The sequence below is a fragment of the Burkholderia sp. Bp9015 genome (assembly GCF_003853505.1).
In the GTDB taxonomy this organism is placed as follows: Bacteria; Pseudomonadota; Gammaproteobacteria; order Burkholderiales; family Burkholderiaceae; genus Burkholderia.
The window spans coordinates 229,634-245,194 of record NZ_QTPZ01000003.1; the positions used below are offsets into that span (position 1 = coordinate 229,634).

The 15,561-nt window shown below is 66.4% G+C and carries 17 protein-coding genes; 11 read left to right on the top strand and 6 right to left on the bottom strand.

Annotated elements, in window-relative coordinates:
* Positions 1-63: 63 nt before the first annotated feature.
* Positions 64-354, bottom strand: coding sequence for a PsiF family protein (locus DIE12_RS05505; RefSeq protein ID WP_044843641.1), 291 nt, complete (start codon positions 352-354; stop codon positions 64-66).
* Positions 355-617: 263 nt separating this feature from the next.
* On the opposite strand from DIE12_RS05505, the gene DIE12_RS05510 reads away from it, so the two are divergent.
* The gene (locus tag DIE12_RS05510) at positions 618-1,640 is read left to right on the top strand and encodes an asparaginase (RefSeq protein WP_124520196.1); all 1,023 of its coding nucleotides are present in this window, start codon (positions 618-620) and stop codon (positions 1,638-1,640) included.
* 211 nt (positions 1,641-1,851) lie between these two features.
* On the opposite strand, the gene lysM is transcribed toward DIE12_RS05510, so the two are convergent.
* From lysM to gcl, 4 genes are all read right to left on the bottom strand, one after another.
* A complete protein-coding gene (gene lysM, locus DIE12_RS05515; RefSeq protein ID WP_044843639.1) occupies positions 1,852-2,322 on the bottom strand; it encodes a peptidoglycan-binding protein LysM in 471 nt (156 codons plus the stop codon).
* Between the two features lie 460 nt (positions 2,323-2,782).
* Positions 2,783-3,676 (bottom strand): 2-hydroxy-3-oxopropionate reductase, encoded by an 894-nt coding sequence (locus tag DIE12_RS05520; RefSeq protein ID WP_124486267.1) that lies wholly within the window; start codon positions 3,674-3,676, stop codon positions 2,783-2,785.
* A gap of 39 nt (positions 3,677-3,715) precedes the next feature.
* Positions 3,716-4,525, bottom strand: a complete 810-nt coding sequence (hyi, locus tag DIE12_RS05525) for a hydroxypyruvate isomerase (RefSeq protein ID WP_124520198.1) — start codon at positions 4,523-4,525, stop codon at positions 3,716-3,718.
* 44 nt (positions 4,526-4,569) lie between these two features.
* Entirely contained in the window at positions 4,570-6,345 is a 1,776-nt protein-coding gene (gene gcl / locus DIE12_RS05530; RefSeq protein ID WP_124520200.1) for a glyoxylate carboligase, read from the bottom strand.
* 171 nt (positions 6,346-6,516) lie between these two features.
* Here gcl and DIE12_RS05535 point away from each other — a divergent pair, with 171 nt between their 5' ends.
* From DIE12_RS05535 to DIE12_RS05580, 10 genes are all read left to right on the top strand, one after another.
* Complete coding sequence (locus DIE12_RS05535) at positions 6,517-7,428, top strand: LysR family transcriptional regulator (protein WP_124520202.1); 912 nt, start codon at positions 6,517-6,519, stop codon at positions 7,426-7,428.
* A 162-nt stretch (positions 7,429-7,590) separates the two neighbouring features.
* Entirely contained in the window at positions 7,591-8,232 is a 642-nt protein-coding gene (locus tag DIE12_RS05540) for an RNA polymerase sigma factor (protein WP_044843634.1), read from the top strand.
* Positions 8,222-9,130: a zf-HC2 domain-containing protein gene (locus DIE12_RS05545; RefSeq protein ID WP_124520204.1), complete on the top strand. Its 909-nt coding sequence runs from the start codon at positions 8,222-8,224 to the stop codon at positions 9,128-9,130. The genes DIE12_RS05540 and DIE12_RS05545 overlap by 11 nt, the downstream gene beginning before the upstream one ends.
* A 241-nt stretch (positions 9,131-9,371) precedes the next feature.
* Positions 9,372-9,746 carry a 30S ribosomal protein S6 gene (rpsF, locus tag DIE12_RS05550; RefSeq protein WP_006755436.1) on the top strand — a complete coding sequence of 125 codons (375 nt, stop codon included), beginning with the start codon at positions 9,372-9,374 and terminating at the stop codon, positions 9,744-9,746.
* 40 nt (positions 9,747-9,786) lie between these two features.
* Positions 9,787-10,086, top strand: coding sequence for a primosomal replication protein N (gene priB / locus DIE12_RS05555; RefSeq protein ID WP_031399239.1), 300 nt, complete (start codon positions 9,787-9,789; stop codon positions 10,084-10,086).
* A gap of 4 nt (positions 10,087-10,090) precedes the next feature.
* The gene (gene rpsR, locus DIE12_RS05560) at positions 10,091-10,366 is read left to right on the top strand and encodes a 30S ribosomal protein S18 (RefSeq protein ID WP_004193360.1); all 276 of its coding nucleotides are present in this window, start codon (positions 10,091-10,093) and stop codon (positions 10,364-10,366) included.
* 27 nt (positions 10,367-10,393) lie between these two features.
* Positions 10,394-10,846, top strand: a complete 453-nt coding sequence (rplI, locus tag DIE12_RS05565) for a 50S ribosomal protein L9 (RefSeq protein WP_059449913.1) — start codon at positions 10,394-10,396, stop codon at positions 10,844-10,846.
* A gap of 135 nt (positions 10,847-10,981) precedes the next feature.
* Positions 10,982-12,364: a replicative DNA helicase gene (locus tag DIE12_RS05570; protein WP_044847233.1), complete on the top strand. Its 1,383-nt coding sequence runs from the start codon at positions 10,982-10,984 to the stop codon at positions 12,362-12,364.
* Positions 12,365-12,510: 146 nt separating this feature from the next.
* Entirely contained in the window at positions 12,511-13,137 is a 627-nt protein-coding gene (locus tag DIE12_RS05575; protein ID WP_044847234.1) for a DUF47 domain-containing protein, read from the top strand.
* Positions 13,138-13,147: 10 nt separating this feature from the next.
* A complete protein-coding gene (locus DIE12_RS05580) occupies positions 13,148-14,158 on the top strand; it encodes an inorganic phosphate transporter (protein WP_044847235.1) in 1,011 nt (336 codons plus the stop codon).
* Positions 14,159-14,278: 120 nt separating this feature from the next.
* Here the strand turns inward: DIE12_RS05580 and DIE12_RS05585 are convergent, their stop codons facing one another.
* Entirely contained in the window at positions 14,279-15,352 is a 1,074-nt protein-coding gene (locus tag DIE12_RS05585; protein ID WP_124486271.1) for a C40 family peptidase, read from the bottom strand.
* Positions 15,353-15,561: the final 209 nt, after the last annotated feature.

Consider the following 15,561-nt stretch of genomic DNA (forward strand, 5'->3'; position numbering starts at 1 on the left):
ACGAAAACAAAAATGCCGCGCCCGCCGAAGCGGTGCGCGGCATTCGCGCGGGAGCGCCGGAACTCAGGCGGCCGGCTGGCTGCTCAGGCAGCTCTTCATGAACGCCTTGCGGTCGTCGCCCTTCTTGTCGGCGGCCTGCGTGTTGCACGCCTTCATCTTTTCCTGCTGCGACATCTTCTTCGCGGGCTTGGCCGACAGGCAGTCCTTCATGAACGCCTTGCGTTCATCGCCCGTCTTGCCGGCGGCCTGCGTGTTACAGGCCTTCATCTTGTCCTGCTGGCTGTTCGCCGCGAAAGCGGGGGAAGCCAGCATGCCGCCGAGAAGCACTGCGGCTACGAGCGATTGGATTTTCATTTCGACACTCCCATGGGGTGAATTGCGTTTTATATCGACGCCGTCACGAAGCCCGGCGCAACGGGAACAGGGCCACATCACGCCGCGCGCTCCGATTATGGCAAATCAATGTGAAAACACCAAAACGGCATTCCTATAACGCGGCGGGCGACGTGGCCGTTGACGGCGTGCGTCCCGCGGTGATCGGGACTAACCATGATGCGTGGCGGCCGGCGGCGGCCGTATCTACCGGATGCCGGCCGCGAGCCATTACAATCGCGGCCATGAATACTCCGAACTCCGCATCCCCTTCGTCCGCGCCGGCCCTGCCGCGCATCGCCGTACTTGCCACCGGCGGCACGATCGCCGGCGCCGCGCCCGACGCCGCCAGCACGGCCGGCTATCAGGCCGGCGCGCTCGGCGTCAATTTCCTGCTCGACGCGGTGCCGGCGCTCGCGTCGGTCGCACGCATCGATGCCGAGCAGGTCGCCAGCATCGACAGCAAGGATCTCGCGCTGCCGCTGTGGAATACGCTCGCCGCGCGCATCGACGCGCTGATGGCCGATCCGGCGATCGACGGCATCGTGATCACCCACGGCACCGACACGCTCGAGGAAACCGCCTACGCGCTGCATCTGGTCGTGACCGGCGACAAGCCGGTCGTGCTGACGGCCGCGATGCGGCCGGCCACCGCGCTGTCGTCCGACGGCCCGCTGAACCTGCTGAACGCGGTGACCGTCGCCGCTCACCCGGCCGCGCGCGGCCAGGGCGTGCTCGTCGCATTCAACAACCGGATCCACGGCGCGCGCGACGTCGTGAAGACGAGCACCTACGCGGTCGATGCGTTCCAGTCGCCGGAACTGGGCGCGCTCGGCTGGGTGCAGGACGGCCGCGTCGAATTCGCGCGCCGCGTGACGCGCTCGCGCGATGCGCGACTGGCGATCGCCGCGGCGTGGCCGCCGGTCGAAGTCGTCGCGAGCTATGCGGGCGTGACGCGCACGGCCGTCGATGCGCTCGTCGCGGCCGGCGTGCGCGGCCTCGTCGTCGCGGGCACCGGCAACGGGTCGATCCATGCGACGCTGCAGGCGGCGCTCGCCGATGCGGTGAAGGCGGGCGTCGCCGTGGTGCGTGCGTCGCGCGTCGGCTCGGGGCACGTGATGCGCAACGGCGCCGCGAACGACGACGCGCTCGGTTTCGTGAGCGCCGGGTCGCTGAGCCCGTTCAAGGCACGCGTGCTGCTGATGCTCGCGCTCGCGAACGGGATTCACGAGCGCGACGCGCTGCAACGCGCATTCGACACGCTGTGACCGCTGGCCGCCGATCGGGCGGCGCGCGGCGTGCATGAAAAAGCGGCGCCTCGTGAACGGTTTGCGCGGCGGATTCGACTGCTTGCCCCGCGGCAAGCCTGCAACTCTGATGCCAAAAAGACGAAACCCCACGCTCCGAAAAGCGTGGGGTTCGTCAGCAGTCCGGGCAGGCCGTTGGCCTGCCTTTTTTGCGTCAGTGCCGCGCGAATGCTCAGGACTGCGGCGGAATCACGAGCTTCTGGCCCGGATAGATCCGGTCCGGGCTCGACAGCATCGGCTTGTTCGCCTCGAAGATCGCCGGGTACTTGTTCGCGTCGCCGTACACTTCCTTGGCGATCGCCGACAGCGTGTCGCCCGGCTTCACGTCGTGGTACTGAACTTCCTGATCGTCCGGCTGCAGGTCGTCGTCGTTGACGCCCGCGACGCCTTGCACGTTGCCGGCCGCGACCTTGACCTTCGCCTTCGTGTCGAGATCGGCGACGCTGCCCGACAGCGTGACGGTGCGCGACGCGCCGTCGAACGCGACGCTCAGGTTCGACGTGTCGAGACCTTGCGTGCCGATGTAGTTCTTGATCGCGTCGGCCGCGGTCTGGTTCGCGGCATTCGGATCTTCCGCTGCTTGCGCATCGGCGTGACCCAGCAGTTTTTCACCCGCCTCTTTGATAAACGAAAGAAGACCCATCGCTGCACTCCCTAGGTGGTTGAAAAGAAAACGCGCCGTGAAGTGGCGAAAAAAACACCGCGCTGGGCGCGCTCACCGGAGCGAGCGCCAAGCGCGGCGGTTTTCTCGAAAGGCGTGGCGAAAGTGTAGGCGTTCAACGCGACGATTGCATGAAAAATCGCACGCGTGAACGTAAAGAAATGTAATACGCGAAATCCGACAGGCGGACACCCGACGACGACGTCTGACCGACCAAGGCTTCCCCGGCGCCGCCGGGTGCCGCTGCGGACCCCACCACGCCGCTCTCAGCCCAGAGCGGCGTTTTTCGCCCCGTCGCGCACGCGTTTCGGCGATACGCGGCGGGGCGCCCCACCGTGATGCGCGCATCGTCGCGCATCGATGCGACCGGCCGTGACCGGACCGCTTGTATTCGTCGCGCGCGTTCCGCCGTTGCAGCGAAACGCGCGTCGTTGCGTCCGCGTTACGCGGCCGGCGTCTGGCCGATCTCGAAGTTCGACATGATCTCGAGCGCACGCACGAGTGCCGAGTGATCCCATGCCTTGCCGCCGTGCGAGGCGCACACGCTGAACAGCTGCTGCGCGCTCGCCGTGTGCGGCAGCGCGAGGCCGAGCTTGCGTGCGCCGTCGAGCGCGAGGTTCAGGTCCTTCTGGTGCAGCTCGATGCGAAAGCCGGGATCGAACGTCCGCTTGGTCATGCGCGCGCCGTGCACTTCGAGGATGCGCGAGGCGGCGAAGCCGCCCATCAGCGCCTGGCGCACGCGCTCCGGATCGGCGCCCGAGCGTGCGGCGAACAGCAGCGCTTCGCCGACCGCCTCGATGTTCAGCGCGACGATGATCTGGTTCGCGACCTTGCAGGTCTGGCCCGCGCCGTTCTCGCCGACGAGCGTGATGTTCTTGCCCATCTTCTCGAACAGCGGCTTCGCGCGTTCGAACGCCTTCTCCGGGCCGCCGACCATGATCGTCAGCGTCGCTTCGCGCGCGCCGACTTCGCCGCCGGACACCGGCGCGTCGAGGTAGTCGCAGCCGAGCGCATTGATCTGCTTCGCGAACTCCTGCGTGTCGAGCGGCGAGATCGAGCTCATGTCGATCACGAGCTTGCCGGCGCTCAGGCCCTTCGCGACGCCGTCGTCGGCGAACAGCACGTTACGCACGTCGGGCGTGTCCGGCACCATCGAGATGATGATGTCGGCGTGCTGCGCGACTTCGGTCGAGTTCGCGACGACCTTCGCGCTCGCGCGCAGGTCGTCGGGAATCGGGAACGCACCGTTCACGACGAGCTGATGATCGCCCTTGAGCAGGTTGCGCGCCATGTGCGCGCCCATGATGCCGAGGCCGATGAAACCGATGGTTGCCATGTGAAAGTCTCCTATAGGGGCGAAAGGGAAGAGCGGATCTCAGGCGGCGCGACGCGCCGAGCCCGGTGCGCAGCCGGCGACGCTTTGCAACCAGCCGAGCCCTTCCGTCGTGGTGGTGCGGGGCTTGTATTCGCAGCCGACGTAGCCGGCGTAGCCGAGCCGGTCGAGCAGCGCGAACAGGAACGCGTAGTTGATCTCGCCCGTGCCCGGCTCGTTGCGGCCCGGGTTGTCCGCGAGCTGGACGTGGCCGATCGAGGCGAGGTTGCGTTCGATCGTCGCGGCCAGTTCGCCTTCCATGCGCTGCATGTGATAGATGTCGTACTGCAGGAACAGGTTGTCTGAGCCGACCGCGCGGATCACGTCGAGCCCTTCGGACGAGCGGTTCAGCGCGAAGCCCGGGATGTCGAAGCCGTTGCACGGCTCGACCAGCAGGCGGATGCCTTCGCGCTTCAGCGCATCGGCGGCGAAGCGCAGGTTGTCGACGATCGTGACGAAGGTCTTGTCGCGCGCGGTGCTCGCCGACGGGATGCCGACGAGGCAGTTCAGTTGCGGCACCTTGAGCGCCTTCGCGTACTCGATCGCACGGCCGACACCTTCCTGGAACTCGCCGACACGATCGGGCAGGCACGCGATGCCGCGCTCGCCCTGGTCCCAGTTGCCGGCCGGCAGGTTGTGCAGCACGAGGCGCAGGCGGTGCGTCTCGAGCCGCTCGGCGAGTTCCTCTTTCGCGTACGGGTACGGGAACAGGAACTCGACGGCGTCGAAGCCCGCGTCCGCGGCCGCCTTGAAGCGGTCGAGGAACGGCACTTCGTTGAACAGCATGGTCAGGTTTGCAGCAAACTTCGGCATGAGCTAAGCCTCTTCGGTCGGTCAGTCAAAAAATGGCGTGCGGATCAGTCGAGCATCGAGATCGCGGTCGGCGCGTGCTCGGCCTTTTCGGCGAGCTCTTCGAATTCGTTGATCGCGTCGATTTCGGTGCCCATCGAGATGTTCGTCACGCGCTCGAGGATCACTTCGACGACCACCGGCACGCTGAATTCTTCCGCGAGCGTTTGCGCCTGGCGCAGCGCCGGCTCGATCTCTTCCGGCTTGAACACGCGCAGCGCCTTGCAGCCGAGGCCTTCGGCCACCGCCACGTGATCGACGCCATAGCCGTTCAGCTCCGGTGCGTTGACGTTGTCGAACGCGAGCTGCACGCAGTAGTCCATGTCGAACGCGCGCTGGGCCTGGCGGATCAGGCCGAGGTACGAGTTGTTCACGACGACGTGCACGTACGGCAGCTTGAATTGCGCGCCGGCGGCCAGTTCCTCGATCATGAACTGGAAGTCGTAGTCGCCGGACAGCGCGACGATCGGACGGCGCGGGTCGGCCGCACGCACGCCGAGCGCGGCGGGGATCGTCCAGCCGAGCGGGCCGGCCTGGCCACAGTTGATCCAGTTGCGTGCCTTGAACACGTGCAGGAACTGCGCGGCGGCGATCTGCGACAGGCCGATCGTGCTGACGTAGCAGGTATCGCGGCCGAACACCTTGTTCATCTCTTCGTACACGCGCTGCGGCTTGACCGGCACGTTGTCGAAATGGGTCTTGCGCTGCAGCGTCCGCTTGCGTTCCTGGCACTCGGACACCCAGGCGCTGCGGTCCTTCAGCTTGCCGGCGGCCTTCCATTCCTGCGCGACCGCGACGAACAGCTCGAGTGCGGCCTTCGCGTCGGACACGATGCCGAGATCCGGGCCGAACACGCGGCCGATCTGCGTCGGTTCGATGTCGACGTGCACGAACTTGCGGCCCTTCGTGTAGACCTCGACGCTGCCCGTGTGGCGGTTCGCCCAGCGGTTGCCGATGCCGAGCACGAAGTCGGACGCGAGCATCGTCGCGTTGCCGTAGCGATGCGACGTCTGCAGGCCGACCATGCCGGCCATCAGCGGGTGGTCGTCCGGAATCGCGCCCCACGACATCAGCGTCGGGATCACCGGCACGCCGATCGTTTCGGCGAATTGCACGAGCAGGTCTTCGGCCGCTGCGTTGAGCACGCCGCCGCCCGACACGATCAGCGGCTTGTCCGCGTCGTTGAGCATCGCGAGCGCCTTCTCGATCTGCGCGCGGGTCGCCGCGGGCTTGTAGACCGGCAGCGGTTCGTACGTGTCGATATCGAACTCGATTTCGGCGAGCTGCACGTCGATCGGCAGGTCGACCAGCACCGGGCCCGGACGGCCCGAGCGCATCAGGTGGAACGCCTGCTGGAACACGCGCGGCACGAGCGCCGGCTCGCGCACGGTGACGGCCCACTTGGTGACGGGCTTCGCGATCGACTCGATGTCGACGGCCTGGAAGTCTTCCTTGTACAGGCGCGCACGCGGCGCTTGGCCCGTGATCGCGAGGATCGGAGTCGAGTCGGCCGATGCCGAGTAGAGGCCGGTGATCATGTCGGTGCCGGCGGGGCCCGACGTGCCGATGCACACGCCGATGTTGCCCGGTGCGGCACGCGTGAAGCCTTCGGCCATGTGCGACGCGCCTTCGACGTGGCGCGCCAGCACGTGGCTGATGCCGCCCGACTTGCGCATCGCGGAATAGAACGGGTTGATTGCTGCGCCCGGCACGCCGAACGCGGTCTGGATGCCTTCCTTCTCGAGCACGAGTACGGCTGCGTCGACGGCTCTCATCTTGGCCATGAATGTCTCCTTGGATAGTTGGATCTTGCGAATCGGTCTGTTGGGAACACTTTAGGGACGCAAGAAAGGTTTGATAAGATCAGCCGAAGTCGCTTATTTCGAAACTAAAAGTATGGAATGACGGCCGGACGGGGCTTCCCGCCGGTGTCGGAGCCGGGACGGAGACGGGAAATGGATCGTTTCAAGCAGATCGAGACGTTCGTGCGGGTCGCGGACGCGGGCAGCCTCGCGGCGGCCGCGCTCGAGGAGGGCGTGTCGCCGGTGGTGCTCGGGCGGCGCATCGACGCGCTCGAGAAGCGCCTCGGCGTGAAGCTGATGTATCGCTCGACGCGCCGGCTGGTGGTCAGCGAGGAGGGCGCCGCGTTCCTCGAGCGCTGCCGCGGGCTGCTGTCCGAATGGGACCAGGCCGAGAACGAGCTGGCCGCCGGGCGGCGCGCGGTCAGCGGGCACCTGATCGTGTCCGCGCCGGCCGCGTTCGGCCGCAAGCACGTCGCGCCGCACGCGCCCGGTTTCCTCGTCGACAAGCCGGAAATGCAGCTGTCGTTCAACCTGACCGACCGCGTCGTGGATCTCGTGCGCGAAGGCTACGACCTGTCGATCCGGATCGGCGGCTCGGTCGATCCGAACTTCGTCGCGGTGAAGCTCGCGTCGAACCGGCGCGTCGTGTGCGGCACGCCCGCGTATTTCCGCAAGCACGGCCGGCCGAAGTCGCTCGACGACCTGCTGAAGCACAACTGTCTCGCGTTCAACCTGCAGGGCGGCCAGAACCGCGGCTGGTATTTCCAGCGCCACGGCAAGATCGTGACGATGCGGGTGGCCGGCAATCTCGACTGCAACGACGGCGAGCTGCTGCATCGCTGGGTCGCGGAAAGCCTCGGGCTCGGCTGGCGCTCGACCTGGGAAATCGCCGCGCAGCTCGAAACGGGCGAACTCGAAACCGTGCTCGACGAATACGCGCTGCCGGACTACGACATCCTCGCGGTCTATCCGCAGCAGCGCTACGTGCCCGCGCGCGTGCGCTACTTCATCGACTACCTGCGCGAAGCGTATGCGCGCCCCGGCTACTGGAACAGCACGCCGTAACGGGCGCGGCGGTTTCCGGCATTTTTTTGCGCATCATCGGCTTCGTGCGGGAATAAACTCGACGCAGCGGCGGTAAGGTGATCGAGAGCGCCCGCTGCCGGTCTGTCCGGGCACCGGACGCGGAACGGGCGCGGCTTCGGCCGCCGGGACCAGGGAGGTCATGTGGGGCAAGCCGGACAGGCGGTCGACGAACGGGCGGAGGACGACGCGGTCGCGCGCGGCGAACGGTTTCGCGTGCTCGTGCTGCCGCATCTCGACGCCGCGTACAACCTCGCACGCTGGCTGAGCGGCAATGCGGGCGACGCGGACGATGTCGTCCAGGACGCGTGCATGCGCGCGCTGCGCTTCGTCGACTCGTGCCGCGGCGACAACGCGCGGCCGTGGCTGCTGACGATCGTGCGCCACACCTGGTACACCGAGTGGCGCCGCCGCGCCCACGCGCACGAGGTCGCGCTGCCCGACACGCTCGACGACACGGAGGTGCCGGACGACTGGCAGCCGGCGACGGAGGATCCGCTCACGCACCTGTTGCGCGGCGAGAACGTGCGGCTGGTGAACGCGGCGCTCGCGAAGCTGCCGCCCGAATACCGCGAGGTGCTGGTGCTGCGCGAGATGGAGGATCTGAGCTATCGCGAGATCGCGGCGATCGCCGACGTACCGGTCGGCACCGTGATGTCGCGACTCGCGCGCGGCCGGCGTCGGCTCGCCGCGCTGCTGGCCGGCACGCAGGCGCCGGCACCCGAACCCGCGCCGGGACGTGCGTCGGCAAGCGGAACCGCATCGGAGGCGATCGATGGACTGTAACGAAGCGCGCGCATTGCTGGACGCGGACGTCGACCGCGAGCTGTCGGCGCCCGATGCGTTGCGCGTCCAGCGGCATGTCGAAGGCTGCGACGCGTGCCGCCGCGAACGCGAGCGGATCGTCGCGCTCGGGCGCGCCGTGCGGCAGGCCGATTATCACCGCGCGCCGGAGGCGCTGCGCGCGAGCATCCTCGCGGCGCTGCCGGCGGCGGCCGGCGCGAACGCGCGCGGCCAGGCCCGCGTGGAACCGGCGCCGGACGACGCTGCGGCGCGACCGCGGGCCCAGCCTCGGCCGACCGCTCGCCGCTGGTTCGCGTGGCTGGGCGGGCGCGGCGCAGCGGCTCGCCCGGCGTCGACCGGACCGGGGGCGGGCGTCGCCGCGCTGCCCGGGCTCGGATGGGGCGTCGCGCTGCTGGTCGCGCTCGCGGCGGCGGCCGGGATGGCGCTGTCCGCCCGCCACGCCGCAACCGACCAGACGGTCGATGAACTGGTCGCGAGCCACGTGCGGGCCGGCCTGTCGGCGCGCGACATCGACGTGATCTCGACCGACCGGCATACGGTCAAGCCGTGGTTCAACGGCCGGCTCGACTATGCGCCGCCGGTCGAGGACCTGTCGGCGAGCGGCTTCCCGCTCGCGGGCGGCCGGCTCGACTACGTCGGGCGGCGCCGCGTCGCGGTGCTCGTGTACCGATACCGGCAGCACGTGATCGACGTGTACGTGCAGCCGGCAGGCGTCGGGCGGGAGGCCGCGCCGTACGCGACCGTGTCGCAGGGCTACGCGCTCGACCGCTGGGAGGCGGCCGGGATGACGTGGTGGGCCGTGACCGACGCCGAGCCGTCGGCGCTGGTCGCGTTCAGGACGGCGCTCGACGCGCGGCTGGGCGAGGCGCGCGGCGAGTGACGGCGGGCCGCGTCGCCGGCCCGCAAGCGCGCGCTCGAGACTCCGCCCCCATTTCAGAACGGTCGCGCCGACAGCGGCTTCAGCTGCCGGCGCCATTCAAGTCGTTGAAAACATGGCCGAATCCGGTCGGGAATCGTCGATCGGTGTTGCATGCGCCCCGTATCCGGGTTAGAATCTTCGGCTTCTCACTTGCCACACCGGTTCAGACGCCCGGGTGGCTTTAATCCACAAGGAGTGTGTAATGCGTCATTACGAAATCGTATTCATCGTGCACCCCGATCAGAGCGAGCAAGTGCCCGCGATGATCGAGCGTTACAAGACCACGATCACGACGCACGGCGGCCAGATCCACCGTGTCGAAGACTGGGGCCGTCGCCAGCTGGCCTACATGATCGAGAAACTCGCGAAGGCTCACTACGTCTGCATGAACATCGAGTGCGACCAGACGACGCTCGACGAACTCGAACACGCGTTCAAGTTCAACGACGCCGTGCTGCGCCACCTCATCGTCAAGATGAAGAAGGCCGAGACCGGCCCGTCGCCGATGATGAAGGAAGTTCAGCGCGAAGAAGCCAAGAAGGCGGCTGCAGCTCAGCCGACCGAAGCGCAGGCTTAAGTTCGTCACTCATTAAGCCATCAAGGAGCGCGTCACTCACGTGAACAGGTTGCAATTGACGGCGAGCGTCGTCGAACGCGCACCGGTGCGATATACGCCGGCGGGTGTTCCGATCGCAAGCGCCACGTTGCATCACCGCACGGAAGTCGTCGAAGCAGGCATTCCCCGTCAGGTCGAAATGACGATCGAGGCGGTGGCGGCCGGTGAGGCGAGCGGCAAGCTGGAGCGTCGTGAAATGGGCGTCGAAACGCTGTTCACGGGCTTCCTGGCAAAGAAGAGCCGCAACGCGAGAACCTTGGTGTTTCACATCACTGCATTGCAGGACATAGGAAAGGACTGAAATCATGGCCCGCCCGACTGGTAAGAAATTCGACAAGCGTCGTCAGCAACAAAACCCGCTCTTCAAGCGCAAGAAGTTCTGCCGTTTCACGGCTGCCGGCGTCGAGCAGATCGACTACAAGGACACGGAAACGCTGAAGGACTTCATCGGCGAAAACGGCAAGATCACGCCGGCGCGTCTGACGGGTACGAAGGCGCACTATCAGCGTCAGCTCGACACGGCAATCAAGCGTGCGCGTTTCCTCGCGCTGCTGCCGTACACCGATCAGCACAAGGCGTAACTCGGCGACGCCATAAGGAGAATTCGAATGCAAATCATTCTGTTGGAAAAAGTCGCCAATCTGGGCAACCTCGGCGATATCGTCAAGGTCAAGGACGGTTACGCTCGCAACTTCCTGATCCCGAACCGCAAGGCTCGCCGTGCAACGAAGGAAGCGATCGCCGAATTCGAAGTTCGCCGCGCTGAACTCGAAAAGATCGCCGCTGAAAAGCTGGCAGCATCGCAGGCAGTCGGCGAGAAGCTGAACGGCCAGTCGTTCGAAATCACGCAGAAGTCGGGCGTCGACGGCCGTCTGTTCGGCTCGGTCACGAACGGCGACGTCGCGGAACTGCTGAAGAAGGCAGGTTTCGAAGTCGAGAAGCTGCAAGTTCGCATGCCGGAAGGCCCGCTGAAGATGATCGGCGAGCACGTCGTTCAGATCGCGCTGCACACGGACGTCGTCGTCGACGTCACGATCAACGTGATCGGCGACCACGCGTAAGCGTATGCAAGCTTTCCGGGCGGCTTCCGCCGTCCGGACAAGGGCAGGCGCCCGGGCAACCGGGGCCTGCCTTTTTTATTGCCCGATCGCCGGAGCGGTAGCGCTGCTGCGATCTATTCGCGATAATCCCAACCCATGAACGCGCCGCAAGATCCTCAAATCGAATCGCTGAAAGTCCCGCCGCATTCGGTCGAAGCCGAGCAGTCGGTGCTCGGCGGCCTGTTGCTCGACAACGCGGCATGGGACCGGATTGCCGACTTCCTGTCGCAGGGCGACTTCTATCGCTACGACCACCGGATCATCTACGAGCACATCGGCCGGCTGATCGCGTCGACGCGCCCGGCCGACGTCGTGACCGTGTACGAAGCGCTGACCACGTCCGGCAAGGCCGACGACGTCGGCGGCCTCGCGTACCTGAACGCCCTCGCGCAGAACACGCCGAGCGCCGCGAACATTCGCCGCTACGCGGAAATCGTGCGCGACCGCGCGGTGCTGCGCCGGCTCGTGTCGGTCGCGGACGAAATCTCGGCCGACGCGTTCAATCCGCAGGGCAAGGAAGTTCGCCAGCTGCTCGACGAGGCCGAGTCGAAGGTGTTCTCGATCGCCGAAGAGGGCGCGCGCGGCAACCAGGGCTTCCTCGAGATCGGGCCGCTGCTCACGCAGGTCGTCGAGCGCATCGACACGCTGTATCACACCGCGAACCCGAGTGACGTCACGGGCACGCCGACGGGCTTCGTCGACCTCGACCGGATGACGTCCGGGATGCACGGCGGCGAACTGATCATCGTGGCCGGAAGACCGTCAATGGGGAAAACGGCCTTTTCCATGAACATCGGCGAATACGTCGCCGTCGAGTACGGGCTGCCGGTCGCGGTGTTCTCGATGGAAATGCCGGGCACCCAGCTCGTGATGCGTATGCTCGGCTCGATCGGCCGGCTCGACCAGCACCGGATGCGTACCGGCCGGCTGACGGACGAGGACTGGCCGAAGCTGACGCACGCGGTGCAGAAGATGAGCGAGGCGCAGCTCTTCATCGACGAGACGGGCGGCCTGAACCCGATGGAATTGCGCTCGCGCGCGCGGCGTCTCGCACGTCAGTGCGGCAAGCTCGGCCTGATCATCGTCGACTACCTGCAGCTGATGTCGGGTTCGTCGCAGGGCGAGAACCGTGCGACCGAAATTTCCGAAATCTCGCGATCGCTGAAGAGTCTGGCAAAGGAGCTGGACGTGCCGGTGATCGCGCTGTCGCAGCTGAATCGCGGGCTGGAGCAGCGTCCGAACAAGCGTCCGGTGATGTCGGATTTGCGTGAATCGGGCGCAATCGAACAGGATGCGGACGTGATCCTGTTCATCTACCGTGACGAGGTCTACAACCCGGACAGCCCGGACAAGGGCACGGCCGAAATCATCATCGGCAAGCAGCGTAACGGCCCGATCGGACCCGTTCGGCTCACGTTTCTGGGTCAATACACGAAGTTCGACAACTTTGCGGGGGCGCAGAACTTCTACGGCGAGTAACACTTCTACGCCGGTTGTAAACCCTTATTTCGCCAAGCGTTGTATCCAATCCCGGCGCGCGCATATGCGCGCGTCGCGGCGCAACCGAAAACGGTACAATATCGCCCGTTTTCGTGACAGTCGTTTGACAATCTCTCAGGAATCCCATGTTCGGTCGATTCATGCCCACCGAGGGCAAGTTCTTTGAACTCTTCAACGCGCACGCGAAGCACATCGTTTCCGGTGGCCGCGAGCTCGAACTGCTGATCGACAATCTCGCCGACGCCGAGATTCACAAGCAAAACGTGCAGACCGCCGAGAAGGCCGCTGACAAGCTGACGCATGAAGCGATCGATCTGCTGCACAAGACCTTCATCACGCCGCTCGATCGCGACGAGATCCACAAGCTGATCACGACGATGGACGACATCCTCGACCTGATGGAAGACGTCGCGACGGCCGTGTCGCTGTACGACGTGCAGTCCGTTACGTCCGAGGCGAGCCAGCTCGCGCACATCGTCACGCAGTCGGCGCAGCACGTGCAGCAGGCCGTCGGATTGCTGTCCGACATGAAGCAGTCGGCGCAGATCCTCAAGCAGTGCGAGGAGATCGACCGCTGGGAGTCGGAGGCCGATCGCGTGCTGCGCGCGGCGATGTCGAAGCTGTTCCGCGAGGAAGACGACGTGAAGACGCTCATCAAGCTGAAGGCGATCTACGAACTGCTCGAAGAGATCACCGACAAGTGCGAGGACGTCGCGAACATCATCGAAGGCATCGTGCTGGAAAACGCCTGAGCGGACCACGATGCATTCGATACAACTCGCCCTATGGATGGTCGCGACGCTGGTGCTCGTCGCGCTCGTATTCGACTTCATGAACGGCTTCCACGACGCGGCGAACTCGATCGCTACCGTCGTGTCGACCGGGGTGCTGAAGCCCCAGCAGGCCGTGGTATTCGCGGCCGCGTTCAACGTCATCGCGTATTTCATCTTCCACCTGAAAGTCGCCCAGACTGTCGGTAAAGGCACGATCGATCCCGAGATCGTCGACCACTATGTCGTGTTCGGCGCGCTGGTCGGTGCGATCGGCTGGAACGTGATCACGTGGTACTACGGGATTCCGTCGAGCTCGTCGCACGCGCTGATCGGCGGCCTCGTCGGCGCGGCGCTCGCGAAGTCGGGCTGGAGCTCGCTGAACATCGACGGGCTGCTGAAGACGATCGCGTTCATCTTCATTTCGCCGCTGCTCGGCTTCATCCTCGGCTCGCTGTTCATGCTCGGCGTGTCGTGGCTGTATTTCCGCACCGCACCCAGCAAGGTCGATCGCCGCTTCCGGCGGCTCCAGCTGCTGTCGGCCGGCCTGTACAGCCTGGGCCACGGCGGCAACGACGCACAGAAGACGATCGGCATCATCTGGATGCTGCTGATCGCGTCGGGCTATGCGTCGGCGACGTCCGATGCGCCGCCCGCGTGGGTGATCGGCGCGTGCTACCTGTCGATGGGGCTCGGCACGCTGTTCGGCGGCTGGCGCATCGTGCGCACGATGGGCCAGAAGATCACGAAGCTCAAGCCGGTCGGCGGTTTCTGTGCCGAAAGCGGCGGGGCGATCACGCTGTTCATCGCGTCGTTCCTCGGCATTCCGGTGTCGACCACGCACACGATCACCGGTGCGATCGTCGGTGTCGGCGCCACGCAGAAGCTGTCGGCCGTCCGCTGGGGCGTCGCCGGCAACATCGTCTGGGCGTGGGTGCTGACGCTGCCGGCGGCCGCGCTGTTCGCGGCCGGCGGATGGTGGCTCGGGCACCAGATCTTCTGATATCGACGCTGCCGGATCGATACGCGCAATGCGCCGCACACCGAAAGGTTGCGGCGCATTTTCTTTGCGCGGTCGGGAAAGTGCGACGACGGGCGGCGGCGCTGCGGCGGATGACGTGGATCAGTAACTGCCGTTCGCGAAGCGGGCGATCGGATCGTCGGCGGTGGCGGTGCGCGGGCTGATCGGTGCGGATTGCGTCGACGCCCGCAGCACCTGCACGGGCTCGGTGTCGCGCAGCGACGGCGCGGCGGCCGCGGGCGGCGGTTCCGCGTCGAACGCGGCAGCCTGGGCGGCCGTCAGCGCGGTGGTCGGAATCTGCGTGCCGGTCTCGGTGGGGCCTGCCGGCCCCGGATTCGCCGTCGTAGCGATCATGTCGCCATTCACGGACGTTGCCTGCTGCTGCGCGGTCAGCACGCGCGGCGGCGGTTCGTACGGATCGGCGGCGGGGGCGATTGCCGCGGCCGTCGGGGCAACTGCCGCGGTCGACACGACCGGAGCGGCTTGCGTGACCGGCGCGGGCGACGGCGCGACGCCCGCCTGAGACGCGGCATACGCAGAGGCAGGCCGTCGCGACGCGGCTGCCGCGACGACAGGCGCTGCCGCCGGCACATCGCGCCGCGCCTCGTAGGTCGGCGCATCGAACGGCCCGGGCGCACCGCGCGGCGGCGCGACGCGGCGAATGCCGTCGAAGCGCTTGGCCCAGTACGGGTTCGTCAGGTAGTCGAGCCGCACGGTGCCGCCGGTCGACGGCGCGTTGACGAAACGCAGCTTGCCGACATAGATGCCGACGTGCGAATGCGGGCGGCCGGTCGTATTGAAGAAGATCAGGTCGCCCGGCGCGACCTGTTCGGGGTCGATCGACACGCCGCGGCTGCTCATGTCGGCGGTCGTGCGCGGCAGGTCCACGTCGGCCGCGCGGCCGATCACGTAGCGCACCAGGCCGCTGCAGTCGAAGCCGCTCGTCGGCGTGTTGCCGCCCCAGCGGTACGGCACGCCGACGAGGCTCATCGCCTGGATCGAGATCTCTTCCTGGCCGACGCTGTGGTCGACGAATTTCGGGAAATTGGCGGGTGCCGGGAAGGCGCGCGGCGTCGTGATCTTCATGCCGGAGGTGCGCGAGGCCGACTGCGGCGGCACGCTGGAGCAGGCCGCGAGCAGTGAAACGACGGCGACGGGAACCCAGATTCGAAGCATGACAAGGCGGACGAGCGCGGCGCGCTCGCGAATCGTATGACAACAGACAGACCCGATGGTAGACGTTCCGGCGGGGCTTAGGCAACCATTCCTGAGAATTTACTTGAAGTTTCGCGTGTAAGTGAGGTTGTTGCGTAACGAAGCATGACCAACGTTTTCGACCCCAAAAATGAAAACGGCGCTCCGGAAACCGGAGCGCCGCGTGGCGT

Excerpts from the sequence above, each read along its gene's own strand:
- DIE12_RS05510 (WP_124520196.1), top strand. The coding sequence starts at position 618 with ATGAATACTCCGAACTCCGCATCCCCTTCGTCCGCGCCGGCCCTGCCG.
- DIE12_RS05580 (WP_044847235.1), top strand. The coding sequence starts at position 13,148 with ATGCATTCGATACAACTCGCCCTATGGATGGTCGCGACGCTGGTGCTC.
- rplI (WP_059449913.1), top strand. The coding sequence starts at position 10,394 with ATGCAAATCATTCTGTTGGAAAAAGTCGCCAATCTGGGCAACCTCGGC.
- DIE12_RS05575 (WP_044847234.1), top strand. The coding sequence starts at position 12,511 with ATGTTCGGTCGATTCATGCCCACCGAGGGCAAGTTCTTTGAACTCTTC.
- DIE12_RS05520 (WP_124486267.1), bottom strand. The coding sequence starts at position 3,676 with ATGGCAACCATCGGTTTCATCGGCCTCGGCATCATGGGCGCGCACATG.
- hyi (WP_124520198.1), bottom strand. The coding sequence starts at position 4,525 with ATGCCGAAGTTTGCTGCAAACCTGACCATGCTGTTCAACGAAGTGCCG.
- DIE12_RS05505 (WP_044843641.1), bottom strand. The coding sequence starts at position 354 with ATGAAAATCCAATCGCTCGTAGCCGCAGTGCTTCTCGGCGGCATGCTG.
- rpsR (WP_004193360.1), top strand. The coding sequence starts at position 10,091 with ATGGCCCGCCCGACTGGTAAGAAATTCGACAAGCGTCGTCAGCAACAA.
- rpsF (WP_006755436.1), top strand. The coding sequence starts at position 9,372 with ATGCGTCATTACGAAATCGTATTCATCGTGCACCCCGATCAGAGCGAG.
- DIE12_RS05570 (WP_044847233.1), top strand. The coding sequence starts at position 10,982 with ATGAACGCGCCGCAAGATCCTCAAATCGAATCGCTGAAAGTCCCGCCG.
- DIE12_RS05535 (WP_124520202.1), top strand. The coding sequence starts at position 6,517 with ATGGATCGTTTCAAGCAGATCGAGACGTTCGTGCGGGTCGCGGACGCG.
- gcl (WP_124520200.1), bottom strand. The coding sequence starts at position 6,345 with ATGGCCAAGATGAGAGCCGTCGACGCAGCCGTACTCGTGCTCGAGAAG.
- DIE12_RS05585 (WP_124486271.1), bottom strand. The coding sequence starts at position 15,352 with ATGCTTCGAATCTGGGTTCCCGTCGCCGTCGTTTCACTGCTCGCGGCC.
- DIE12_RS05545 (WP_124520204.1), top strand. The coding sequence starts at position 8,222 with ATGGACTGTAACGAAGCGCGCGCATTGCTGGACGCGGACGTCGACCGC.
- lysM (WP_044843639.1), bottom strand. The coding sequence starts at position 2,322 with ATGGGTCTTCTTTCGTTTATCAAAGAGGCGGGTGAAAAACTGCTGGGT.